20 protein-coding genes are annotated in these 20,890 nt (G+C 60.5%); 11 read left to right on the top strand and 9 right to left on the bottom strand.

Annotation, left to right across the window (positions count from 1 at the left end; genetic code table 11):
* Positions 1-34: 34 nt before the first annotated feature.
* The 6 genes from ACTG1P_RS15005 to lptM all read right to left on the bottom strand — a co-directional run bounded on the left by ACTG1P_RS15005 (position 35) and on the right by lptM (position 4,974).
* Positions 35-745: an HAD-IA family hydrolase gene (locus ACTG1P_RS15005; protein ID WP_440001612.1), complete on the bottom strand. Its 711-nt coding sequence runs from the start codon at positions 743-745 to the stop codon at positions 35-37.
* Between the two features lie 32 nt (positions 746-777).
* Positions 778-1,755, bottom strand: coding sequence for a tyrosine recombinase XerC (xerC, locus tag ACTG1P_RS15000; RefSeq protein WP_100646917.1), 978 nt, complete (start codon positions 1,753-1,755; stop codon positions 778-780).
* The gene (locus ACTG1P_RS14995) at positions 1,748-2,428 is read right to left on the bottom strand and encodes a DUF484 family protein (protein WP_005336370.1); all 681 of its coding nucleotides are present in this window, start codon (positions 2,426-2,428) and stop codon (positions 1,748-1,750) included. The genes xerC and ACTG1P_RS14995 overlap by 8 nt, the downstream gene beginning before the upstream one ends.
* 91 nt (positions 2,429-2,519) lie before the next feature.
* Positions 2,520-3,350 (bottom strand): diaminopimelate epimerase, encoded by an 831-nt coding sequence (dapF, locus tag ACTG1P_RS14990; protein ID WP_440001611.1) that lies wholly within the window; start codon positions 3,348-3,350, stop codon positions 2,520-2,522.
* Between the two features lie 164 nt (positions 3,351-3,514).
* Positions 3,515-4,765, bottom strand: coding sequence for a diaminopimelate decarboxylase (gene lysA / locus ACTG1P_RS14985; RefSeq protein ID WP_088868282.1), 1,251 nt, complete (start codon positions 4,763-4,765; stop codon positions 3,515-3,517).
* Positions 4,766-4,797: 32 nt separating this feature from the next.
* A complete protein-coding gene (gene lptM / locus ACTG1P_RS14980) occupies positions 4,798-4,974 on the bottom strand; it encodes an LPS translocon maturation chaperone LptM (RefSeq protein ID WP_019444858.1) in 177 nt (58 codons plus the stop codon).
* Positions 4,975-5,047: 73 nt separating this feature from the next.
* Here lptM and cyaY point away from each other — a divergent pair, with 73 nt between their 5' ends.
* Together cyaY and ACTG1P_RS14970 are read left to right on the top strand one after the other, a co-directional pair.
* A complete protein-coding gene (gene cyaY, locus ACTG1P_RS14975) occupies positions 5,048-5,362 on the top strand; it encodes an iron donor protein CyaY (protein WP_440001610.1) in 315 nt (104 codons plus the stop codon).
* Positions 5,359-6,012 (top strand): alpha/beta hydrolase, encoded by a 654-nt coding sequence (locus tag ACTG1P_RS14970; RefSeq protein ID WP_440001609.1) that lies wholly within the window; start codon positions 5,359-5,361, stop codon positions 6,010-6,012. Before cyaY ends, ACTG1P_RS14970 begins: the two co-directional genes overlap by 4 nt.
* 66 nt (positions 6,013-6,078) lie before the next feature.
* Here ACTG1P_RS14970 and ACTG1P_RS14965 read toward each other — a convergent pair whose 3' ends face one another.
* Complete coding sequence (locus ACTG1P_RS14965) at positions 6,079-8,598, bottom strand: class I adenylate cyclase (protein ID WP_440001608.1); 2,520 nt, start codon at positions 8,596-8,598, stop codon at positions 6,079-6,081.
* A gap of 323 nt (positions 8,599-8,921) precedes the next feature.
* On the opposite strand from ACTG1P_RS14965, the gene hemC reads away from it, so the two are divergent.
* Genes hemC through ACTG1P_RS14945 form a run of 4 tightly spaced genes read left to right on the top strand, consistent with a single transcriptional unit; the run spans position 8,922 to position 12,802 of the window.
* On the top strand, positions 8,922-9,851 hold the full coding sequence (hemC, locus tag ACTG1P_RS14960; protein WP_440002311.1) for a hydroxymethylbilane synthase: 930 nt from the start codon (positions 8,922-8,924) through the stop codon (positions 9,849-9,851).
* Positions 9,848-10,582, top strand: coding sequence for a uroporphyrinogen-III synthase (locus ACTG1P_RS14955; RefSeq protein WP_440001607.1), 735 nt, complete (start codon positions 9,848-9,850; stop codon positions 10,580-10,582). The genes hemC and ACTG1P_RS14955 overlap by 4 nt, the downstream gene beginning before the upstream one ends.
* Positions 10,579-11,628 carry a uroporphyrinogen-III C-methyltransferase gene (locus ACTG1P_RS14950; RefSeq protein WP_076495577.1) on the top strand — a complete coding sequence of 350 codons (1,050 nt, stop codon included), beginning with the start codon at positions 10,579-10,581 and terminating at the stop codon, positions 11,626-11,628. Before ACTG1P_RS14955 ends, ACTG1P_RS14950 begins: the two co-directional genes overlap by 4 nt.
* Positions 11,629-11,638: 10 nt before the next feature.
* Complete coding sequence (locus ACTG1P_RS14945) at positions 11,639-12,802, top strand: heme biosynthesis HemY N-terminal domain-containing protein (RefSeq protein WP_421330353.1); 1,164 nt, start codon at positions 11,639-11,641, stop codon at positions 12,800-12,802.
* Positions 12,803-12,872: 70 nt separating this feature from the next.
* On the opposite strand, the gene ACTG1P_RS14940 is transcribed toward ACTG1P_RS14945, so the two are convergent.
* On the bottom strand, positions 12,873-13,124 hold the full coding sequence (locus ACTG1P_RS14940; protein WP_005336384.1) for a YkgJ family cysteine cluster protein: 252 nt from the start codon (positions 13,122-13,124) through the stop codon (positions 12,873-12,875).
* Positions 13,125-13,364: 240 nt separating this feature from the next.
* The gene (gene glpX / locus ACTG1P_RS14935; protein ID WP_005336386.1) at positions 13,365-14,375 is read right to left on the bottom strand and encodes a class II fructose-bisphosphatase; all 1,011 of its coding nucleotides are present in this window, start codon (positions 14,373-14,375) and stop codon (positions 13,365-13,367) included.
* Between the two features lie 221 nt (positions 14,376-14,596).
* On the opposite strand from glpX, the gene ACTG1P_RS14930 reads away from it, so the two are divergent.
* The 5 genes from ACTG1P_RS14930 to pbpG all read left to right on the top strand — a co-directional run bounded on the left by ACTG1P_RS14930 (position 14,597) and on the right by pbpG (position 20,690).
* Complete coding sequence (locus ACTG1P_RS14930; RefSeq protein ID WP_440001606.1) at positions 14,597-15,658, top strand: porin; 1,062 nt, start codon at positions 14,597-14,599, stop codon at positions 15,656-15,658.
* 122 nt (positions 15,659-15,780) lie between these two features.
* Complete coding sequence (locus ACTG1P_RS14925) at positions 15,781-16,704, top strand: ABC transporter substrate-binding protein (protein WP_206900671.1); 924 nt, start codon at positions 15,781-15,783, stop codon at positions 16,702-16,704.
* A 33-nt stretch (positions 16,705-16,737) separates the two neighbouring features.
* Positions 16,738-17,616, top strand: coding sequence for an EamA family transporter (locus ACTG1P_RS14920; RefSeq protein ID WP_440001605.1), 879 nt, complete (start codon positions 16,738-16,740; stop codon positions 17,614-17,616).
* 435 nt (positions 17,617-18,051) lie between these two features.
* Positions 18,052-19,518 (top strand): glutamate/gamma-aminobutyrate family transporter YjeM, encoded by a 1,467-nt coding sequence (gene yjeM, locus ACTG1P_RS14915; RefSeq protein WP_440001604.1) that lies wholly within the window; start codon positions 18,052-18,054, stop codon positions 19,516-19,518.
* Positions 19,519-19,778: 260 nt separating this feature from the next.
* Positions 19,779-20,690 (top strand): D-alanyl-D-alanine endopeptidase, encoded by a 912-nt coding sequence (gene pbpG / locus ACTG1P_RS14910; protein ID WP_201995729.1) that lies wholly within the window; start codon positions 19,779-19,781, stop codon positions 20,688-20,690.
* Positions 20,691-20,890 lie beyond the last annotated feature (200 nt).

Here is a 20,890-nt window from a genome sequence, read left to right as displayed (position 1 = left end):
ATTACCGCCTGAGCCGGGCCACCCGCCAGCGCCATCAGAGCAGCAGCTCGGCCAGATCCTCCAGAGCCGTCAGCTCCACGTCCGGCAACAGTTGCAGCTGTTGCCACGGTTGCTGCCGTTCGTTGAGCCAGGCGGCGCGAAAGCCGTGCAAACGGGCCCCCAGCACATCGGTCTCGGGATGATCCCCCACATGGAGGATCCGCTCTGCTGGCAGCTTGAGGGCACTGCGGGTCTGCTCAAACATATCCGGCGCCGGTTTCATTCTGGCGCCCGCCCCCGCCTTGCAGACCAGCGTGAAGTAGCAATCCAGCCTAGCCTGAACCAGATCCAGATTACCGTTGGTGATCACCACCAGCGGGTAGCGTTCGGCCAGTCTGGCCAGCAGCTGATGAGTGGACTCGCTCACCTCGATCTTCGAGCGCTCTGCCAGAAACGCAGCAAAGACCTGCTCCGCCTCACGGCTGGCCTGCTGGTCGGCCATCCCCCCCTCGACCATGGCGGCGCGGATGGTCTGCTGGCGCGCCAGGCTGACATCGTGGCGCAGTTCGGGCTTGGCCATCAGCACAGCGCGTTTTAGCTCCAGCCAGCGCGGCTTGTCGAGCATGGCGGTGGCCAGATATTCGCTGCGCAGATGGCTCAGCATCCACTGCTCGGCCCGCACGATGGCGGGGCCGTTGTCATAGAGGGTGTCATCGAGATCAAACGAGATGGCAGCAACCGGCTGCCAGTGGCGATAGAAGTGCATGGACTCTCCTCTGCAACGGGGCTCAGGGCCCGTTATTCATCGTCCTGCGCATCCGGGTCACGCTTGGCCCTGGGGTGGGCGCTGTCGTAAACCTTGGCCAGATGCTGGAAGTCGAGGTGGGTATAGATCTGGGTGGTGGAGAGGTCGGCATGTCCCAGCAGCTCCTGCACCGCCCGCAGATCGCCGGAGGACTCCAGCATATGGGTGGCGAAGCTGTGGCGCAGCTTGTGGGGATGGACGTGGGCGTTGAGCGCCTGCTTGTTGCCCCAGCCATCAAGGCGGGCCTGCACCGAGCGGGCCGACAGCCGCTGCTTGCGGCTGGAGACAAACAGCGCCTCGCTCTCGTCCCCGGCCAGCAGCGGGCGCACCTTGAGCCACTTCTGCAGCCACTCGACCGCCATCCGGCCGATGGGCAGCACCCGCTCCCGTGAGCCCTTGCCGGTCACCTTAAGCTGGCGGTCGTCGAGCTTCAGATCCACCAGATTGATCCCCACCAGTTCGGCCAGACGCAGCCCTGAGGAGTACATCAGCTCCATGATGGCGCGATCCCGCACCGCAAGCGGATCCTGCTCGTCGGTGATGTTGAGCAGCTGGTGCATCTCGTCCACATCGAGGTTTTTCGGCAGCGGCCGCCCCTGTTTGGGGGTGACGATGCCACGGGCCGGATTGGCGGTCAGCCGCCCCTGCCGCACCTGCCAGTCGCAAAAGCTGCGCAGGGCAGAAACCTTGGTGGAAAGGGAACGAGGAGCAAGGCCCCCCTTGTGCATCCGGGTCACCAGAGTGCGCACCTGACTCGCCTCGAGCCGCCCCCAGTCAGTGAGACCCAGCGTCACCAGCTCGGCGGTCATCGCCTCCAAATGGGCTTGATAGTTATTGCGGGTATGAGGGCTGAGCTGACGCTCGACCCTCAGGTATTCGATAAAGGCCGCCAGCTCGTCCGCCAGTGCCGCAGGCAGTGGCGGTGCGACGACGGGAGCTTTGGCGGGTGCCCTGGCCGGTGTTCTAGCCATGAGTCAACTCGGGCAGACGCAGTTGCAGCAGGCGCCCCAGTTGGCCCAGCAGCAGGGTGTCATTGTGGGGAGTAAAGTGGCCGGGATCCGAGCTGGCGAAGGCCAGCACACCGAGATCGCCGAGCCGCATCAGGGCCACCGAGTTGACCAGCACATCGTGGCCAAACAGCGCCTGCTTCTCGCTCTGGCTCAGGCGACCAAAGTAGTAATCCTGCCCCGGCAGACGCTGACCCAGCAGGGATTCGAGCTGCTTGCCCTGCGCCAGAAAACGCTGCTCGGGCCCGCTCAGGGCAAACTTCTTGGGATTGAGCCAGAGCCGCAATCCGGTCAGCCGCAGCCGCTGGACAAAGGCCTTGCCCATCACGGCACTCACCTCGAACAAAGTCTGGCAACCGTACAGCTCGCCGTAGAGATCGGCATAGACCCGGAAGATCCGCTCGTTCTCGCTGGCGATCCCCATCAATTCGGTGATCTCCTGCTCCAGCTGTTCGATCCGCTCGCGCTGACGCTCCAGCTGGCGCTCGACCAGCGAGACCGACCCTTTGCGTTCATGGGGAATGCGGATCCTGTCCAGCACGGCGGCATGGCGTTGGAAAAACTCGGGATAACGGGCCAGGTACTCCAGCACAGTGGCTTCATCCACCGATTGCTCCTGCCGTTTGAGTTCGCTCATAAATTGGTTGATCCATCAGAGAAATGGGGCTCGCTGCCCCGACATCATGGGCAAAGGGGGCCAACGCCCCCCGTACCTGAACCTTTATCGGCTAAACCTCTATCTGGCCGTCAAACACATGCTCGGCGGGACCTGTCATATAGACCGGCTGGCCCGGCCCCTTCCAGGCGATGGTCAGCTTGCCGCCCGGCAGACTGACGGTGACCCGCTCCTTGAGCTTGCCCTGACTGATGCCAATCACCACCGCCGCACAGGCACCGGTACCGCAGGCCAGGGTCTCGCCACAGCCCCGCTCGAACACCCGCAGCTTGATCTCGGTGGCATTGACCATCTCCATGAATCCAACGTTGACCCGCTCGGGAAAACGCTCGTGGCGCTCCATGATGGCACCGAGCGTCTCGACCGGTGCATCGGCGACCGAAGGCACCTCGATGACGCAGTGGGGATTGCCCATGGAGACCACGCCACACATCACGGTATGCTCCTGCGCCCGCAACAGATAGGTTTTCTCTGCCTTCTGGGCCCGGAACGGGATCTTGCCCGGCTCAAACTGGGGAACACCCATGTTGACCGTGACCTGATTCTCCCCCTCCAGCTGCAACACGATGCGACCCCGGGCGGTACTGACCGCGATGCGATCCCGGTTGATCAGCCCCTTGAGACGCACGAAACGGGCAAAACAGCGGGCACCGTTGCCACACTGCTCCACCTCGCTGCCATCGGCATTGAAAATGCGATAGTGAAAGTCGAGTTCAGGGTCATAGGGCGGCTCCACCAGCAGCAGCTGGTCAAAGCCGATCCCGAAGTGGCGATCTGCCAGCTTCTTGATGACGTCATTGCTGAAAAATACCTTCTGGGTGACGCCATCCACCACCATGAAGTCGTTGCCCAAGCCATGCATCTTGGAAAAATCTATCAACATCGTGCATTCCTGTGCTGTTAGGGCTGTAAAAATTCACCGACCCAAGGGTCGTCAAGCGCCATGAAGTCGTTGTCCAAAGCCCCATGCATCCTGGAAAAACCTATCAGCATAGTGCACTCCTGTGCTGTCAGGGCTGTAAAATTCTGTCGTCTCTATCTACTGCATCAGGGCAGCAGGTGCTCACCGCGCCAGAGATCGGCCAACTGCTCCCGCTCGCGGATCAGGTGCGCCTCGGCACCATCCACCAGCACTTCGGCGGCACGCGGACGAGTATTGTAGTTGGATGACATGGTAAAGCCGTAGGCACCGGCCGAGCGCACTGCCAGCAGGGAGCCCTCGGCAATGGCCAGGGTGCGCTCCTTGCCGAGGAAGTCGCCGGTCTCGCACACTGGGCCCACCACGTCATAGATCGCGGGAGCATGGCCGGCACGGCTATCTACCTCGATGATGTTCATCCAGGCGCCGTAGAGCGAAGGGCGCAGCATGTCGTTCATGCCGGCATCGATCAGCGCGAAGTTGCGGGTCTCGCCCGGCTTGAGGTACTCGACTCGGGTCAGCAGCACGCCGGCATTGGCGACGATGGCGCGGCCCGGCTCGAACAGCAGGGTCAGATCCCGGCCCGCCAGCTTCTGCTTGAGCGCTTCGGCGTACTCGGTCGGATGAGGTGGCTGCTCGGAACCGTAGTTGACCCCCAGACCGCCGCCCACATCCAGATGGTGGATATGAATCCCTTCCGCCGCCAGACCGTCGATCAACCGAAGCAACTTGTCAGCCGCTTCCATAAAGGGATTCAGTTCAGTGAGTTGCGAGCCGATATGGCAATCCACCCCGACGATCTCGATGTTCGCCATCGCGGCCGCCTTGCGATAGATGGCTGGCGCCAGCTCGATGGGAATGCCGAACTTGTTCTGCTTGAGGCCGGTGGAGATATAGGGGTGAGTACCGGCATCGATATCCGGATTGACCCGCACCGAGACGCGAGCCTTCTTGCCCATGCTGCCCGCCACCCGATTGAGGCGCTCCAGCTCGGCTTCCGACTCCAGATTGAAGCAGAGGATCTCTTTATCCAGCGCTAGGCGCATCTCGGCCTCGCTCTTGGCGACCCCGGAGAAGACCACCTTGGCCGGATCACCGCCCGCCGCCAGTACCCGCGACAGCTCGCCACCGGAGACGATGTCAAACCCCGAGCCCAGTCGGGCCAGCAGGTTGAGCAGCGCCAGGTTCGAGTTGGCCTTCACCGCATAGCAGATCAGATGGGGAATATCGCCAGCAGCCTTGTCGAAGGCGTGCCAGTGGCGCTCGAGGGTCGCACGGGAGTAGACGTAAAGCGGGGTACCGTACTGCTCGGCAAGCTGTTGCAGCGAGGTTTGCTCGGCCTGAAGCTGGCCGTCGGCGTCGTAGTTAAAGTGATCCAAGGGGGCGGTTCCTTCCTAGAATGGGTGCGGCATTAGTGCGGCGCGGCCTCGGTGGCAGCCTCAGTGGTCGCAGGCGGTGCTGCTTGCGGTGTACTCTGGCTCTGTGGCTGCTCGGGGGGCGGCATATAGAGCGGCCCCTTCAGACCGCACGCGGCCAACCCGAGGGACAGAAGAGTGGCAAGCAGACACTTGGTGAACTGGGTGATCATAATGGTTCGCTGCGAAAAAATTTTTGGCCCTCTATAATCGCACTCACATTGTTAAAAGCAACAGGATAAACCGATGAAGGATCACGAGTATCACGCCCTGACCGACGCCTTTTTCCAATATGTGGAAGACACGCTCGACGAGGGGTATCCGGATATCGACTGCGAACGCAGCGGCGGCGTATTGACCCTCTCTTTCGAGAACAAGACCAAGGTCATCATCAACAAGCAGGAGCCACTGCACCAGATTTGGGTCGCCACCCGCGAGAACGGCTTCCACTTCGAACTGCAGGGTGACACCTGGATCGACAACCGCTTCGGCCACGAGCTCAAGGCGCTGCTGAGCCAATCCTGCTCCGCCCAGGCGGGCGAAGAGGTGATGTTCCCATGATTGACCTGCACCCGCAGGGCGCCCGTCATGCGGTGATCTGGCTACACGGGCTGGGTGATTCCGGCGCCGGTCTCGCCCCGCTGGTTGATGCGCTGGATCTGCCCGCCGAGCTACCGGTGCGTCACCTGCTGCCGGATGCCCCCGAGCGCCCCATCACCATCAATATGGGCTACAAGATGCGCGGCTGGTACGACATCAAGAGCTTCGAGGATCCCGCCGAGCGGGCCGTGGAGTCCCATGTCCGTGAATCAGCCGACCAGATTGTCGCATTGCTCGATCAGCTGGTGGCCGACGGGTTTGCCCCCGAGCATATCGTGCTGGCAGGTTTCTCTCAGGGCGGGGTGATTGCCTCCTTCACCGCGTTGCGCTACCAGGCAGTGCTGGCTGGCCTGCTCTGCATGTCCACCTATCTGGCAGCCCCCGACAAATTGCTCGGCGAGATGAGCCAGGCTGCTCGCACCCTGCCCATCTGCTACATGCACGGCATCTACGACGATGTGGTGAGCCTGTCGCTGGGTTGGGATGCCAAGAACCGGCTGGAAAGCGCCGGACTCGCCCCCGAGTGGCACGAGTACCCGATGCGTCACGAGATCTGCCGCCCGCAGCTGGGCGACATTCGCAGCTGGCTACTGGCCCGCCTCGGCGCGTGAGCCCTTCCGGCAAAGCAAACGGCCTGCATCTGCAGGCCGTTTTTTATTGCGATTCCAACTGACGGGTCAGCCCACTTCTCGAGCGGGCGGCACCTGTTCGCGTAGAGTGCCCTGACTGCGATAGGGGATCACATCCAGCTCGCCATTCACTTGTACTATCTCGTAGTACTGGGGCAGGTTGAAGTTGATGAACTGCCCATCATCGCTGAACCGCTCGTGATTGGAGGTGTAGAAGCGGTTGACCCCCGCCACCAGCTCATCCTTGTTGCCGGCAAAGTGCTGGTAGATCTCCACCCGGTTCGCCTCATCGAGGATATAGATGTTGGTGCCCGCATCACGGGTATCGAAGAAGAACTGCACCAACCCTTCGCTGGCGTAGGCATCGACGATGCTCGGCAGATGCTGGCTGTGGGTCTTGTCGAGCCGCAGCGGCAGGTGATCCAGCTTGTTGTGGGAGATGTGACGGTAAAAATCGATGGCGTTTTCCAGCTTCTTCACCGACACCCCGCGCCGTTCGAAGAAGATGCCGTACTTCTCGCGGCCAAGGGCCATGGTCTTGACCAGCTGCTGTTTGTCGCGGGCTAGGCGCAGGTCGATACACTCCGCCACCAGGGTCTGGAAGCGGGAGCGCACCAGAGAACGGAAGTGCTGGCTGTAGCAGAACACCTCGATCATCTCGGGGGCGGCGGCATCCTGATGCATCTTGCCGAGGATGGTGGTGAGGGCATCGACCACGGCTTCATCCCCCTGGAAGTGCAGGGTACGGATCTCGCTCCAGGAGTTGCGATAGACCAGATCAACAGATCCCACCAGACACTCCTGATTGCGACCGAACGAGAAGACATCCACGGTATTGGCGTCAAATTCGATCACCTGACCGACCCAGTGACTGGTCGGGTCCATCTCCAGATTGAGGAAGATGGAGAGCTGACGGATCTCGCACGGCCGGCTGAGGGCCAGGTTGGTGGCCAGCGGGTACTTCTCGGGGAAGCAGCCGGAGAGATCGCGGCAGAACTGGTGCAGATTGTCGATGTGCAGATCCGAACCCTGATTGAACAGGTGCACCCGCGACTGGGGCGTCAACAGATCGTTGAAGTAGGCCCAGGAGACCAGCTTGCTGATGTAACCGTTGAACTCCAGCGGCGCGCGGCCAATGATGTCCACCGGCTCCAGCGAATGTTTGTAGAGATACCAGCCGGCGCGGTTGAGGCGACCATGCGGCACCTGCACGAAGCTGAGATCCGGCTCGCTGAGATCCGGCGCGATCTTGAGGTTGATACGCTGCACCTTGCCCGGCAGGCTCTCGAACGCGGCGTAGAGTTTGCGCGACAGAATGCCGATATCTTCCGGGTTGATCGACTCGCTGATGTTGTTGCGGCGGGCGAACTGGATCAGGTTGCGGTAACTCTGCATCAGGGCTTCCAGCAGCTCGGCGTGAGCGACCTTCACCTCTTCGATCTTCCACTCGTGGCGATGATCGAGCTGATAGAGTTTGTCCTGACTCCAGCCCCAGTAGGAGACCAGCTGGCTCATCTGCTCGCGGCGCCACTCGGGGGAGTGATCGTCCTTGGGATGGCTGAGACCGTCGCACACCTTGAGGTAGAAGCAGCGGCGCACCAGATCGAGCCGCGCCATGTCGCCGATGGACTTGAGGTAGTTGGTCACCTTGTCCAGCATCAGACAGTAGTTGTCAAGCCGGTAGTGCATCCCCTCGTTGTGCTGGAACCAGTCGCGACCAATCATCGACAGCAGGCGGGTGTTGGGATACTCGTGGGAGTAGGCTTCCATCAGCACCGACTTGAGCACCGCCTTGTAGGGGGAGTCGATCCCCTTGTAGAGCTGCCACAGGGCGGAGCCGAAATACTCTTCGGCCGGAATACGGTCAAAACTGCCGAGATCGAGCCAGTCGTCCTGCTTGAGCTTGCCGCTCTCGAACAGCTCGTTCACATACGCATCGTAGTGATCATCACACTCGGTGGGCACCAGATACCAGATCAAGCGTTTGCCCGCGATACGCATGGCACTGCGGTAGAACTCGTCGAGCAGCAGCAGGTGCTGGGCACTGCCGCAGCTCTCCCCCTGCATCTGGGCATCGTTGGTCTGGCGGAACTTGTCTTCCGGGATCAGGAAGAAGTTGAGATCGACCCCGCGCTGTTCGGCCCACTTGGAGAGTTGCTGGCACTTCAGCTCCAGCAGATCGAGCCGCTCCTGCGACAAACCGGCCACGTGGCAGACCCAGATATCGAGATCGGAGTGACAGCATTGACCGATGGAGGAGGTGCTACCCATGGAGTAGAGCCCCTGAATGGCCCGATCATGGGTGGCAAGGCCGCTCTGACAGTTGGCGTTGCGGCAGAGGTCATCGATAAAGGCTTGCTGCTCGGCGGTGGCGCTGAAGCTCCAGATGCCATGAGGGACATCACCGGAGACATAACCGGGCAGCAGGGGATGATTGAAGTGCAGCATGACAGGCAGCAGTTGGAATACCTGCTGCCCGTAGCGACTCATGAGGCCTAACGCCCGTTGCGTCTTGAGACGGGTAATGTCGTCATAACGCGCAACCAGCGTATCGATGTGTTCCTGCAATGCCCTGCCTATCACCTAAGTGAAAATGACGCACCAAAAGGGGGATACGTCAAAAAAGTGTGATCATGTTAACAATGCAAACAGCGGTGGTAAACAAGCCTTCGGCTAAACACCAGATTATTTCTGGTATGACCACATCAAGTATCAGGAGAAATCATTAAATTCCAATACATTCAACGAATTAATCAACACCACTTGCTTAATGAAAATCATTTTCAGCATGCATTTTTGAGCTTGGCCCCGCTTTTGCCGGCTCCGCCATGAAAGCCCGGGCAAAGGGTGGTAATATCGATTTCCTTCTAAAAATGAAACAACTGATTGATATGGCAGCCCGAACCCTGAAAATTGCCACTCGCAAGAGCCCGCTGGCCCTGTGGCAGGCCAACTTTGTCAAAGACCGGCTCGAAGCCCTGCACCCGCAGTTGCAGGTCGAACTGGTGCCCATGAGCACTCAGGGTGACAAAATCCTCGATACCCCGCTGGCCAAGGTCGGTGGCAAAGGGTTATTCGTCAAGGAGCTGGAGACCGCCATGCTGGAAGGGCGGGCCGATATCGCCGTTCACTCCATGAAAGATGTGCCGGTGGAGTTCCCCGAGGGGCTCGGCCTGCACACCATCTGCGAGCGGGAAGATCCCCGCGATGCCTTCGTTTCCAACCGCTTCAAGGCTATTGCCGAACTGCCGCAAGGGGCCGTGGTCGGCACCTCCAGCCTGCGCCGCCAGTGCCAGCTGCGCGCCGCCCGCCCGGATCTGGTGATCCGCGACCTGCGTGGCAACGTCAACACTCGCCTCGCCAAGCTGGATGCCGGTGAGTACGACGCCATCATCCTCGCCGCAGCCGGTCTGAAACGACTGGAGATGGCGCACCGCATCACTGCCTTTATCGAGCCGGAGCAGAGCCTGCCCGCCAACGGTCAGGGGGCTGTCGGCATCGAATGCCGCCTTGACGATATAGAACTGCACGCCCTGCTGGCGCCGCTGGAGCACGCCGAGACCCGCGCCCGGGTGCTGACCGAGCGCGCTATGAATCGCGCCCTGCAAGGGGGATGTCAGGTGCCTATCGGTGCCTACGCACTGGTCGACGGCGAGCAGATCTGGCTGCGCGGTCTGGTGGGTAGCCCGGACGGCACCCAAGTAATCCGCGACGAGATCCGCGGTCCGCTGGCCGATGGTGAGGCCCTCGGCGAGCAGCTGGCCCAGCGCCTGCTAGCCGCCGGTGCCGACGAAATCCTGGCCGAGGTCTACCGCGCATGACGCCGCTGGTGGTGCGTCCGGCCACTCAGGCCGCCGAGCTGATGCAGTTGCTGCGCCAGCACGGCCATGCACCACTCTACTGCCCGCTGCTGGAAACCGTGGCGGGCAGCGAACTCCCTCTCCTGCCCGACCTGTTGCGCAGTGCCGACGTGGTTATCGCCGTCAGCATCCATGCCGTTCATTTTGCACACGATTTTCTGTTGCAAACTGGTCAGACCTGGCCACATATTGAGTACTTTGCGGTGGGTCAGGCCAGCGCCGATGCCTTTGCCGCCATCGGCATCGCGGCGATCTGCCCGGATGACTCGCGCAGCGAAGGGCTGCTGGCCCTGCTCGCCCTGCAGCAGGTAGCTGGCAAACGGGTGCTGATCCTGCGTGGCAATGGCGGGCGGGATCTCATCGCCAGCACGCTGGCCTCACGCGGTGCTCTGGTGCACTATTGTGCAGCCTATGAGCGCCACTACCCCGAGCTGGACGGGGACACATTGACACACCACTGGCAGGCAGCGGGGCTGGACAGCCTGCTCATTACCAGTGGTGAACTGTTGCAACGGCTGCTGGAGCTGGTTCCCGACCACCAGCGGCCCTGGCTTTTTGACCGCCTGCTGGTGGTCCCCAGCCCGCGCGTGGCCGAGATGGCCAGTACAGCGGGCTTTATCCATATCACGATTGCCCAAGGTGCATCCAACCAGGCCCTGACGGCCGCACTGGAACTGAGGAAGATGGAATGACAGAACAACAAGAATCCCAGGTCAAACCCCAGCCGACCGCTGTGGTCAATGGCAGCAAGAGCCGCTCCGGTGCCGTACTGGGAGGGGTCGCCATCCTGCTGGCCCTTGGCCTGACCGGCGGTCTCTATCTGCACGGTCACAAGAATGCGGTAGCCCAGCAGGCCGAACTGGCCCAGCTCAAGCAGCAACTGGCGAGCGCCCTGAGCAAGATCGACCAGACCAGCAGCAAGGATGCCGAGCAGCTGGCCGCATTGGATCAAACCCAGCAGCGGCTGCAAGGGGAGATGCAGGGTCTGCAGAACCGGGTACTGGATCTGAATGACAAGCGCCCCAACGACTGGATGCTGGCCGAATCCGAGTATCTGGTACGAATGGCGGGCCGCAAGCTGTGGCTGGAGCATGACCTCGTCTCCGCCATCACCCTGCTAGGCAACGCCGACGAGCGCATCGCCGCCCTCAACGATCCCAGCCTGATGCCGATCCGCAAGGCGCTGGCCGAGGATATCGCCAAGCTCAAGGGGATGCCGCGCATCGACCGCGAGGGGCTGACCCTCAAGCTGGCTGCGCTCTCTGACCAGATCGAGCTGCTGCCCCTCTCCACCGTCAGCATGCCGGAAGCCAAGGCCGAGCCGGATCAGGCGGTCAGCACCAATCCCGACGAGTGGGAGAGCAACCTGAAGAAGAACTGGGTCAAGTTCACCGAGAACTTCGTCACCATCCGTCGCCGCGATGGCGCGGTCGAGGCGCTGCTCTCGCCGCAGCAGGAGATCTTCCTGCGTGAAAACCTCAAGACCAAGCTGTTGCAGGCCCAGCTCTCCGTCTATCGCGAGCAGCAGGCACTCTACGAAGACAGCTTGGACAAGGCCCAACGCTGGCTGACCCAGTATTTCGACACCGACAACAGCGCCACCCGCTACATGCAGGGCGAGATCGACAAGCTCAAGGGTGAGCAGATCCAGATCGACTATCCGGCCCAGTTCAAGACCCAGGCCATGCTGGAGCAGGTGCTGACCGAACGCCTGCAACGCATTCTGGCCAGCAGCTGAGGAGGGCACCATGATCCGTATAATCATTCTGGTTGCCGTGATGGTCGCAGGGCTGATCTTTGGCCCGCAAGCCTCCGGTAACAAGGGCTATGTGCTGATTGCCCTTGGCAATTACACCATCGAATCCTCCGTCACCAGCGCGGTGATCCTGGCCGTGCTGTTCTACGGCGCCCTGCTGATCGTCGAGTGGCTGCTGGGCCGGGTATTCGGCCTGCGCCGCAAGACCCTCGGCTGGTACGGCTCGCGCCGCCGCCGCAAGGCCAATCAACAGACCGTTGCCGCCACCTTGGCGATGGCCGAAGGGCACTACAGTCAGGCTGAAAAGCTGATGATCAAGGGGGCCAGCAACAGCGACACCCCGCTGCTCAACTACCTGAGCGCCGCCAAGGCGGCGCAGGCCCGTGGTGACGACGCGCGCCGGGATCAATACCTGCAAAAAGCGCAGGAGGAGAATCCCAAAGCCGAGCTGGCGCTCACCCTGACCCAGACCCAACTGCAGATCGAGCAGGGCCAGTACGATACCGCGCTGGCGATGCTGGAGTCGGTCTACGCCCTCAACCCGCGCCACCCCATGGTGCTGGATCAGCTGCGCCAGGTGCATCTGGCCCGTCAGGACTGGAGCGCTCTGTGCGACCTGATCCCGGCACTGCACAAGGTAGGCAAGCTGACCCCGAAACAGGAAGAAGATCTACTGCAACAGGCCTGGTGTGGTCGTCTGCAACAGGCTGCCGGCAGCCTCGAGACCCTCAAGGCGGTATGGCAGGATCTGCCGCGCAAACTGCGCCTGGAGCCAGAACTGCTGGCCTGCTACGGCGATCTGCTGCGCCAGCTGGGTGCCGATGGCGAGGCCGCCACCCTGTGGCAGGAGGCGCTGCGCAAACAGCCGATGCCGCAGCTGCTGGCTCGCCTGCCCAAGCTGAAACTCGAGAGTTACCAGCCGCTGCTGGCACTGCTGCAAAAACAGCAGGGGCAACCGGAGGTAGACACCGCACTGGCCCAGCTCTATCTGCTGGCAGGTCAACTGGACGATGCCCAGAAGCTGCTGGAACAGGAGGTGGAGCGGGCGCCGAGCGCCGCCGCCTACCACGCCCTCGGCCAGCTGATGGACAAACGCCGCCTCACCAACAAGGCCAACGAGTACTATCGTCAGGCACTGGAACTGGCGGGGATCTGATCCCCGACAAACAGAAACGCGAGAGGCCGCATGATGCGGCCTCTTTTTTTATCTCTTCGCCCTGCCCTCGTCAGGTGGTGAGCCGCTCCAGCTCGCCTATCAGCCAGATGGCCTCGGCACGGTGGCTGCCGCACACATCCATCATGGGGCGAAAACCGCCGCACACCGCCGGCCGCTCCGGTTGACCGAAGATCTTGCAGCCAAGGGCGCTATCGAGCTGGATACAGGGGACACCAGCCGGTTTGCCATCTGGCATACCGGGAATGGCACTGCTGATACTGGGGGCGATGCAACAGGCAGCGCAGCCGCTACGACACTCCATAGACTCCACTCCTTTGGGACGGTCTGAGCCACCATAGCCGAAGCGGCGGCACAAACGTAGCTGGCGCACAACAAAAAGCCCGACCGCACGGGCGATCGGGCTTCAGACAACACGGGAAGTTCAGCGAGCCATCATCACAGGATGATATCGCGCACTACGCTGTCTTTGCGTTCCAGATAATGGTTCGACTTGATACGGCGGCACTAGTACGGGACTTGCCGCCGACCAGTATTCACCACATCACAGAATAATGTCGCGTACTACGCTGTCTTTGCGCTCAAGATAATGGATCGACTTGATACGACGGATGGTACGGGATTTACCACGGATCAACAGAGTCTCGGTGGTCGCCATCACGCCATCGCTGGTGATGCCATCCAGAAGATCACCCTTGGTGATGCCGGTGGCGGAGAAGATGACGTTGTCATTCTTCGCCATGTCTTCCAGCTTGAGTACCTTGTTGACGTCGATACCGAGCGCTTCGCAGCGGGCAATTTCCTGCTCGCCTAGCGCACGCACTTCCGGACTGTCGCCCTTGACGCGGTGACGCGGCACCAGACGGGCCTGCATGTCGCCATCCAGCGCGCGGATCACCGCAGCGGAGATCACCCCTTCCGGTGCGCCGCCGATGCCATACAGCATGTCGACTTCGCTGTCCGGCAGACAGGTGAGGATGGAGGCGGCAACGTCACCATCAGGAATGGCGAACACACGCACGCCCAGCCCCTGCATTTCCTTGATTGCCTTGTCATGACGCGGCTTGGCCAGGGTAATGACGGTCAGACGGGAGAGCGGCTTGCCCAGCGCCTTGGCCACGGACTTCAGGTTCAGCTCGAGAGCCTGATCCAGGTCGATGGCGCCTTTGGCCTTGGGCCCGACGATCAGCTTTTCCATGTACATGTCAGGCGCTTTCAGGAAAGAACCCTTGTCGCCCACAGCCAGCACCGCCAGCGCGTTGGCCTGACCCATGGCAGTCATGCGGGTACCCTCGATGGGATCGACCGCGATATCCACCGCGTCGCCGTGTCCGGTACCGACCTTCTCGCCGATATAGAGCATCGGCGCTTCATCAATTTCACCTTCGCCGATCACAATCTCACCATCGATCTCGATCTGGTTGAGAATGTGGCGCATGGCCGCTACGGCCGCCCCATCAGCGATATTCTTGTCACCACGTCCGAGCCACTTGTAGCCAGCCAGTGCAGCCGCTTCCGTCACTCGGGAAAACTCGATTGCCAGTTCACGTCTCATCGCATATCCAACCTATGGAGCTCGAAAACGGGCGGCATTCTACCACAAGGGCAAACCTTTGCGCACAAAAGTAGCCGCTGCGAGCAAGAATGTAGCCAATTCATCCAATTGCAACCCAATTGCCATCGACTCTTCATCCAACTGTCACCCCGCTGTCATCCCCGCTGCCTAGCATGACCCCGTTTTCAAAACAAAAGCTTGCAACACCACAAGGGATTAAGATGAAAAAGCTGACTGTAGTGGCACTGGCTCTCACCGCAGCCTTCCAGGCTCAAGCCGTTGAAGTGTATAAAAATGACACCTCCATGCTGGACCTCTATGGCCGCATCTACGCCGGTCAATTCTTTGGCGACAAGAAAGAAAACGTCGATACTGCCAACCCGAATGGCACCAAGGATTACAGCGCCAAGCAAGGGGCCAACCAGTTTGTCCGTTTCGGCGCCAAGGCCGAGACCCAGATCCAGAGCGGTCTGAAAGCATTGGCCCAGTACGAAGTGCAGATGTACATCAACGACAGCGAGAAGACCATCAGCGAGAGCTCCGACAACCTGCGTACCCGTCTGGCGTTCGCCGGTGTGGGCGCTGACTGGGGTACCGTGACCTTCGGTCGCCAGAAAGGGGCCCCGGGTTTCCTGGCCGACTGGACTGATGTCTCCCTTTCCGACGGCTACGGCAACGAAGCGCTGGGGGCCAAGACCGACACCTTCGCCACCAACCGTGCCGGTTCCGTGCTGAAATACTCCGGCCTGTTCAATGGCTTCCAGCTCGACACCAGCTACAAGTTCGACGGTGGTGACACCGAAGAGACCACCAGCAAGGATAGCGACGCGGCCTACGGTGCTGCCGTGGCCTACACCTTCCCGTTCAACCTGTCTCTGGGTACCGCATACAACGTCGGTATCCGCGACAAGAGCGGTGAAGAAGATGCCAAGCTGTGGCTGATCTCCGCCAAGTTCGACAACAAGGCTGCCTATGCCGCCCTGAGCTATGCCGATGGCAGCGACTTCCTGGCGACCGGCACCGATCACACCGGTTGGGAAGCCGCACTGGGCTACAACTTCGAGAACGGCTTCGGTCTGATGGCCCTGTGGAACAAACAGGAGCAGGACAAAGCCGGTACCAAGAAAGACAACGTGGACTACTACACTCTGGGTGCCCAGTACAAATTCAACAAGAACCTGCGGGTGATTGGCGAGTACCGCATCAACAATCTGGACAGCGTTGCCGGCAAAGCGACAGCCAACCAGGATGACTTCCAGCTGGCTGCCCGTTACGACTTCTAATCGAAGTTTTGCGGATACCCAAAGCGCGATGGCTTGCCATCGCGCTTTTTGCTGGGCGTCGCTCACGACCGGAAAAAGTGGCCTAGGCTCATCAGACAAGGGGCTGCACGGGAGGTGAAAAAATGAGGGGTCAACTGCTTGTTACACTGCTGTTGTTGCTGTCCCTGCCGGCTCACGCCCTCTCTATCGCCATGGTACTGTGGCGCGGTGAAACCGCAGCCGAAGCGGGCTTTCGGGCAGAGCTGACCCGACTTGGCTATCAGACCACTATCACCGTCTACAATGCCAATCAGGATCGCACGGCGCTGGCGACCATGCTGCGCCAGCAGATGCTGCCGAAACTGGCCGAATACGACTACATCTACACCTTTGGCACCACCGCCACCACCATGACCAAGAGTCTGGTGGCTAACCGCAAGCCACTGATCTTCAACGTGGTATCCGATCCGGTCGGGGCAGACATCCTCTCGGAAGACAAAGCCCAGAACAGCATGGTGGCCGGAGTGAGCAACATGGTGCCGATGGCGCTGCAACTGGCCAATGCCAGCGAGCATCTGGCCACCGGCAAACGGCTGTTGCTGCCCTTCAACCCGCGGGAGCAGAACACCCTGCTGGTGGCCGATATGTTGCTCAACGAGGCGAAACGCTATCAATGGCAGATGGTCACCTGGCGGATGGCCCCTGACCCACGGCGGCTGGACAACGAACTGAAGCGGCTGCAACAGGATGCCAAAAACGACATCGTCTTTCTGGCCGCAGACAGCTATCTGCTCTCCATCGCCCCCCGTCTGCTGAATGCACTGAACGAGGCAGCCATCCCCACCATCTGCAGTGCCGAGCTGTTCGTTGAACACGGCTGCAGCGTTGGCACCATCAGCAGCTACGAGGCGCTGGGCAAGATGGCCGCCGGGATCATCCATCGCCATCAGCAGGGAACAGAGTTGCAGGATATTCCGCTGCAGACTGACCCCCATCCCAAACTGGTGCTGGGGCAGCTGGGTAACGCCACCACGCAGGAGGGGAGCCCCGAAAAGCCGAAGCCTTGATAAAGATCTCGGCCAGTCAGGCTCCGGGCGGGTATGCTGTTGACCCCCATCGCCCGAGAGCCCTTTCCCATGAGCACCACCGTCTTTTTTGCCGTTCTGCTGGCAGCCCTGCTTCACGCCAGCTGGAATGCGCTGGTCAAAATTGGCGAAGAGCGGCTGGTGGGGGTATCACTGGTGGCGATCTTCTCAGGGCTTATCGCCGCCGTGGCGCTGCTGCCAATGGGGCTTCCCTCTGCTGCCGAGCTGCCCTGGCTCGGCCTCTCAGTCCTGCTCCATATCGGTTACTGCCTGTTTCTCAGCCATGCCTACAATCAGGGCGATTTTGGCCAGATCTATCCGCTGGCCCGTGGCAGTGCCCCGCTGCTCGCCATGGCGTTAAGTGCCCTGCTGCTGGGGGACTACCCCGGTTACGGCGGCATCATCGGCGCCTGCGTGCTGATCATGGGGGTCTTGCTGATGGCCTGGCGAGGCGGGCAGCAGCGCCTTGCCAGCAAAGCGGTTCGGGCAGCACTGATCACGGCCATGTTCACGGCGACCTATACCCTCTCGGATGGTGCCGGCGCCCGCGCAGGGGGTGAACCGGTACGCTACACCCTCTGGCTCTTTGCCTGTACCGGGCTGGCGATGCTGCTGGTGTTGCTCGTCCACCAGAAACGCAACGCATGGCGCCAGATCCGTCGCCATGCGATGGCGGGAATTGCAGGAGGTGCCATGTCACTGCTCGCCTACGGGATTGTTATCTGGGCCATGACCCAAGCCCCCATTGGCGTGGTCGCGGCTCTGCGCGAAAGCAGTGTGCTGTTTGCCATGCTGCTCTCGGTCTGGCTGCTGAAAGAGCCGCTCGGGCGCATGCGGCTGACGGCGGCGGCCATTATCACCGGCGGCGTGCTGCTGACCCGGCTGGGAGGATAAGCGCTGTCGCCATTGGTGCAGATTTATCTGACAGGATGGCGTAATTCACTCCGCCAAATATGCCGAATACGAATAATGGAAATAAGTGTCAGCCCGGGCGTAAATGTTTACATCCGCAACGTATCAATTAACTGGCAGGTCTGTTTATTTCAGCCACAGCTTCATTCGGGAAACTTACCTGCCCAGCAGCATTAATGATAAAATCGTTCACAGTTAATTTTCGGCAACGCTGACCAATACCGCGCATGGCACAGACCATGACGCTCCGCCCATACATTCATTGACCGCCTGACGGGTAAGCCAGCCCGGTCAGAGATGACCCGATCGCGCCCGCCACAGCAGGATGGCATGGCGCTACCGCGTTATTAATGGGTCCGGTTTCGTCTGTTTAATTTTTGATTATTTTAAATCCAGCACCATCAGGGAGTTTTTAATATGTCGGCAAAAAAGCTGAAGTTGGGCGCCTTTATATTGATGATATTAACATCGGTATTTGGCGTCACTAATATCGGGATCGGTTTTTACCGAATGGGATATGCCGCCATTCCGATGTTCGTGATCGGCGGTCTGTTTTTCTTCATCCCGTTCATTTTGATGATGATTGAGTTTGGTACCGGCTTTCGCAAAGAGGCGGGCGGCATCTTTACCTGGATGCGCCACTCGGTCTCGACCCGTTACGCCTTTATCGGGCTGACCATGTGGTTCGCCTCCTACGTCATCTGGATGTTTGGCAAGGCGCTCTCTATGTGGGTGCCCCTCTCCTTCATGCTGTTTGGCCGCGACATCACCGTCATCCCGGTCACCCTGGGCACCGGCATCGACTTCGGCCCCTTTATTCTGGGTGTGGTCGCCATCGCGCTGGTTGCCACCGTCACCAAGCTCATCACTCTGGGCAGCGCCCGCTTCGCCAAAGTGGCGGCCATCGGCGGCCTCTCCGTAGTGGCGCTCAACGTGTTGCTGCTGGTCGGGGGCGTCTTCACCTTCGCGGTGAGCGGCATGACTCTGCAGGAGCCCTTCACCCAGGCATCGCTGACGGCGTCTCCCAATGCCGCTTTCAACGACATCATCCCCTTCCTCGGCTTTATGGTGTTCGCCATCTTCGCCTACGGCGGGGTCGAGGCGATGGCCGGGGTGGCTGACGAGCTGGAAGATCCGGAGCGTGACCTCAAGCGCGGCATCTTCCTCTCCGGCGCCTTCATCGTACTCTGCTACATCATCGGCTTTATGGCGGTCGGCTCAATCATGCGCTGGAGCGACTTCCCGGCCGAGGGGATCACCTCCCTCTCTGCCCTTTTCATCATCATGCTGGAGCTGGGGCGCCATCTCGGTGGCGAGTGGCTGGGACAGGTGTTCATGCGCTTTGCCGGATTGGGCATGTTCCTGAGCTATCTGGGTGCCTTTATCGCCCTCTCCTACGCACCGCTGCGCCAGTTCATCACCGGCACCCCGAGCTACTTCTGGCCGGAGCGTTTCCAGCGCGAGAACGAGAATGGCGTGCGGATTGAAGCCCTCAAGGTGCAAGCCTGGGTGGTCTGTCTGTTCATTGCCGCCAAGTCCATCTTTACCCTGATCAACCCGGAAGGGGCAGCCGCCCTCTACGAGCTGATCATCACCATGACCAACGTCGGCATGACCCTGCCCTACATGTTCCTCATCTACGCCTGGTATCGCTATCGCAACAACCCGGCGCTGAGCAAGGATCTGATCTTCTTCAAGAGCGCAGGCTCGGTACTGCTGGCCACCATCATCAGCCTGCTCCTGGTCGCCTTCGGCAACGTCTTTACCGTGGTGGCCCCCTTTATCTCCGGCGATATCTCCACTGGCGTCTGGACCATCATTGGCCCGCTGCTGTTCGTGGTGATCGCCATGCGCTTCAAGATAAAGCAGGAAGATGCCCACTAAACGGTAAGCAATGCTCCATGCCAATCGGGACCGTTCTGGTCCCGATTTTTTTAGCGCCGGCTTCCGCTCGCCATCACGGCCAGTCCATAGTTTCAATGCAAAAAAAAGACTCCATGGAGACCTCTTTTACGCTCTCCTCGCCGTCAGAGCGCGCTCAACGCCGTAAATTATCAATATCAAGGTGAGAATGATTGTGAAGCGCCAGTTCACGACATATAACTTAGCGAGATATCCCTGTATTTCGTCCGGTAGAGCTGATCATGATGATGCGTTCCCTCCTTCCCCTGTTGCTTGGCGCAGTAATGCTGCCGGCCGCTATGGACAGTGCCCATGCCAACCCCTTTTCCGCCAGCAGCAAGAGCAGCAGCGGCTTTCTCGAGCGACGGGATGTGCCTAACCTCAGCTCGGCTGCCTTCGTGGTGGCCAACCACAGAACCGGCGAGGTGATCTCCGAGCGCAACGGCAACCGGGTGATGCCCATCGCCTCACTCACCAAGCTGATGACGGCGCTGGTGGTGCTGGATGCCAACCTGCGCCTCAACGAAATGCTCACCGTGACCAATGCCGACATCGACCGCATCAAGGGAACCGGCTCGCGCCTGGCCATCGGCTCCAGGCTCAGCCGCGCCGAAATGCTCCATATCGCCCTGATGTCCTCTGAAAACCGCGCCGCCTCGGCGCTGGCCCGCCACTATCCCGGCGGCCAGCGTGCCTTTGTCGAGGCGATGAATGCCAAGGCCCGCATGCTGGGGATGTGGAATACCCGCTACGCCGACAGCACCGGGCTCAACCCGCGCAATGTCTCCACCGCGCAGGATCTCGCCAAGCTCGCCGCCGCAGCTGCCTCCTATCCGCTGATCCGCCAATATTCCACCGACGAGCAGAGCTATGTGCGTACCAACAAGCGTCAGCTGCACTACCTCAACTCCAACCGGCTGATCCGCGAAGGGCAATGGGAGTTCACCCTCTCCAAGACCGGCTATATCCGCGAAGCGGGCCGCTGTCTGGTGCTGGGTACCAAGGTCAATCGTGAGCCGGTGATCATGGTGCTGCTCAATGCCGAAACCACCAACGATCGGGTCGCCGACGCCAAGCGGATCAAAACCTGGCTGGAGAGCTCGGGCAGAACCACCCTGGCAGCCAACCAGAGCAGCATGCTGACTCACCAGTAAGCTCGACATCCCCAACCAAGCGAGGCACCTGCCTCGCTTTTTTTATCTGCATGAGTGCGCCCAAAAAACGGGAGCTTGCTCCCGTTACAGGTAACACCTTCCGCCATCCCGTTACAAAACGTAACTACTCAACAGCGTGATTCACACTAATAGAATCAATTGGTTGTAACCTGGCAGCAAGAATTTTAGCATGCCATCAC

This window comes from Aeromonas sp. 11P, from assembly GCF_051920165.1.
GTDB lineage: Bacteria > Pseudomonadota > Gammaproteobacteria > Enterobacterales > Aeromonadaceae > Aeromonas > Aeromonas veronii.
This window is presented reverse-complemented; position numbering and strand designations above follow the sequence as displayed.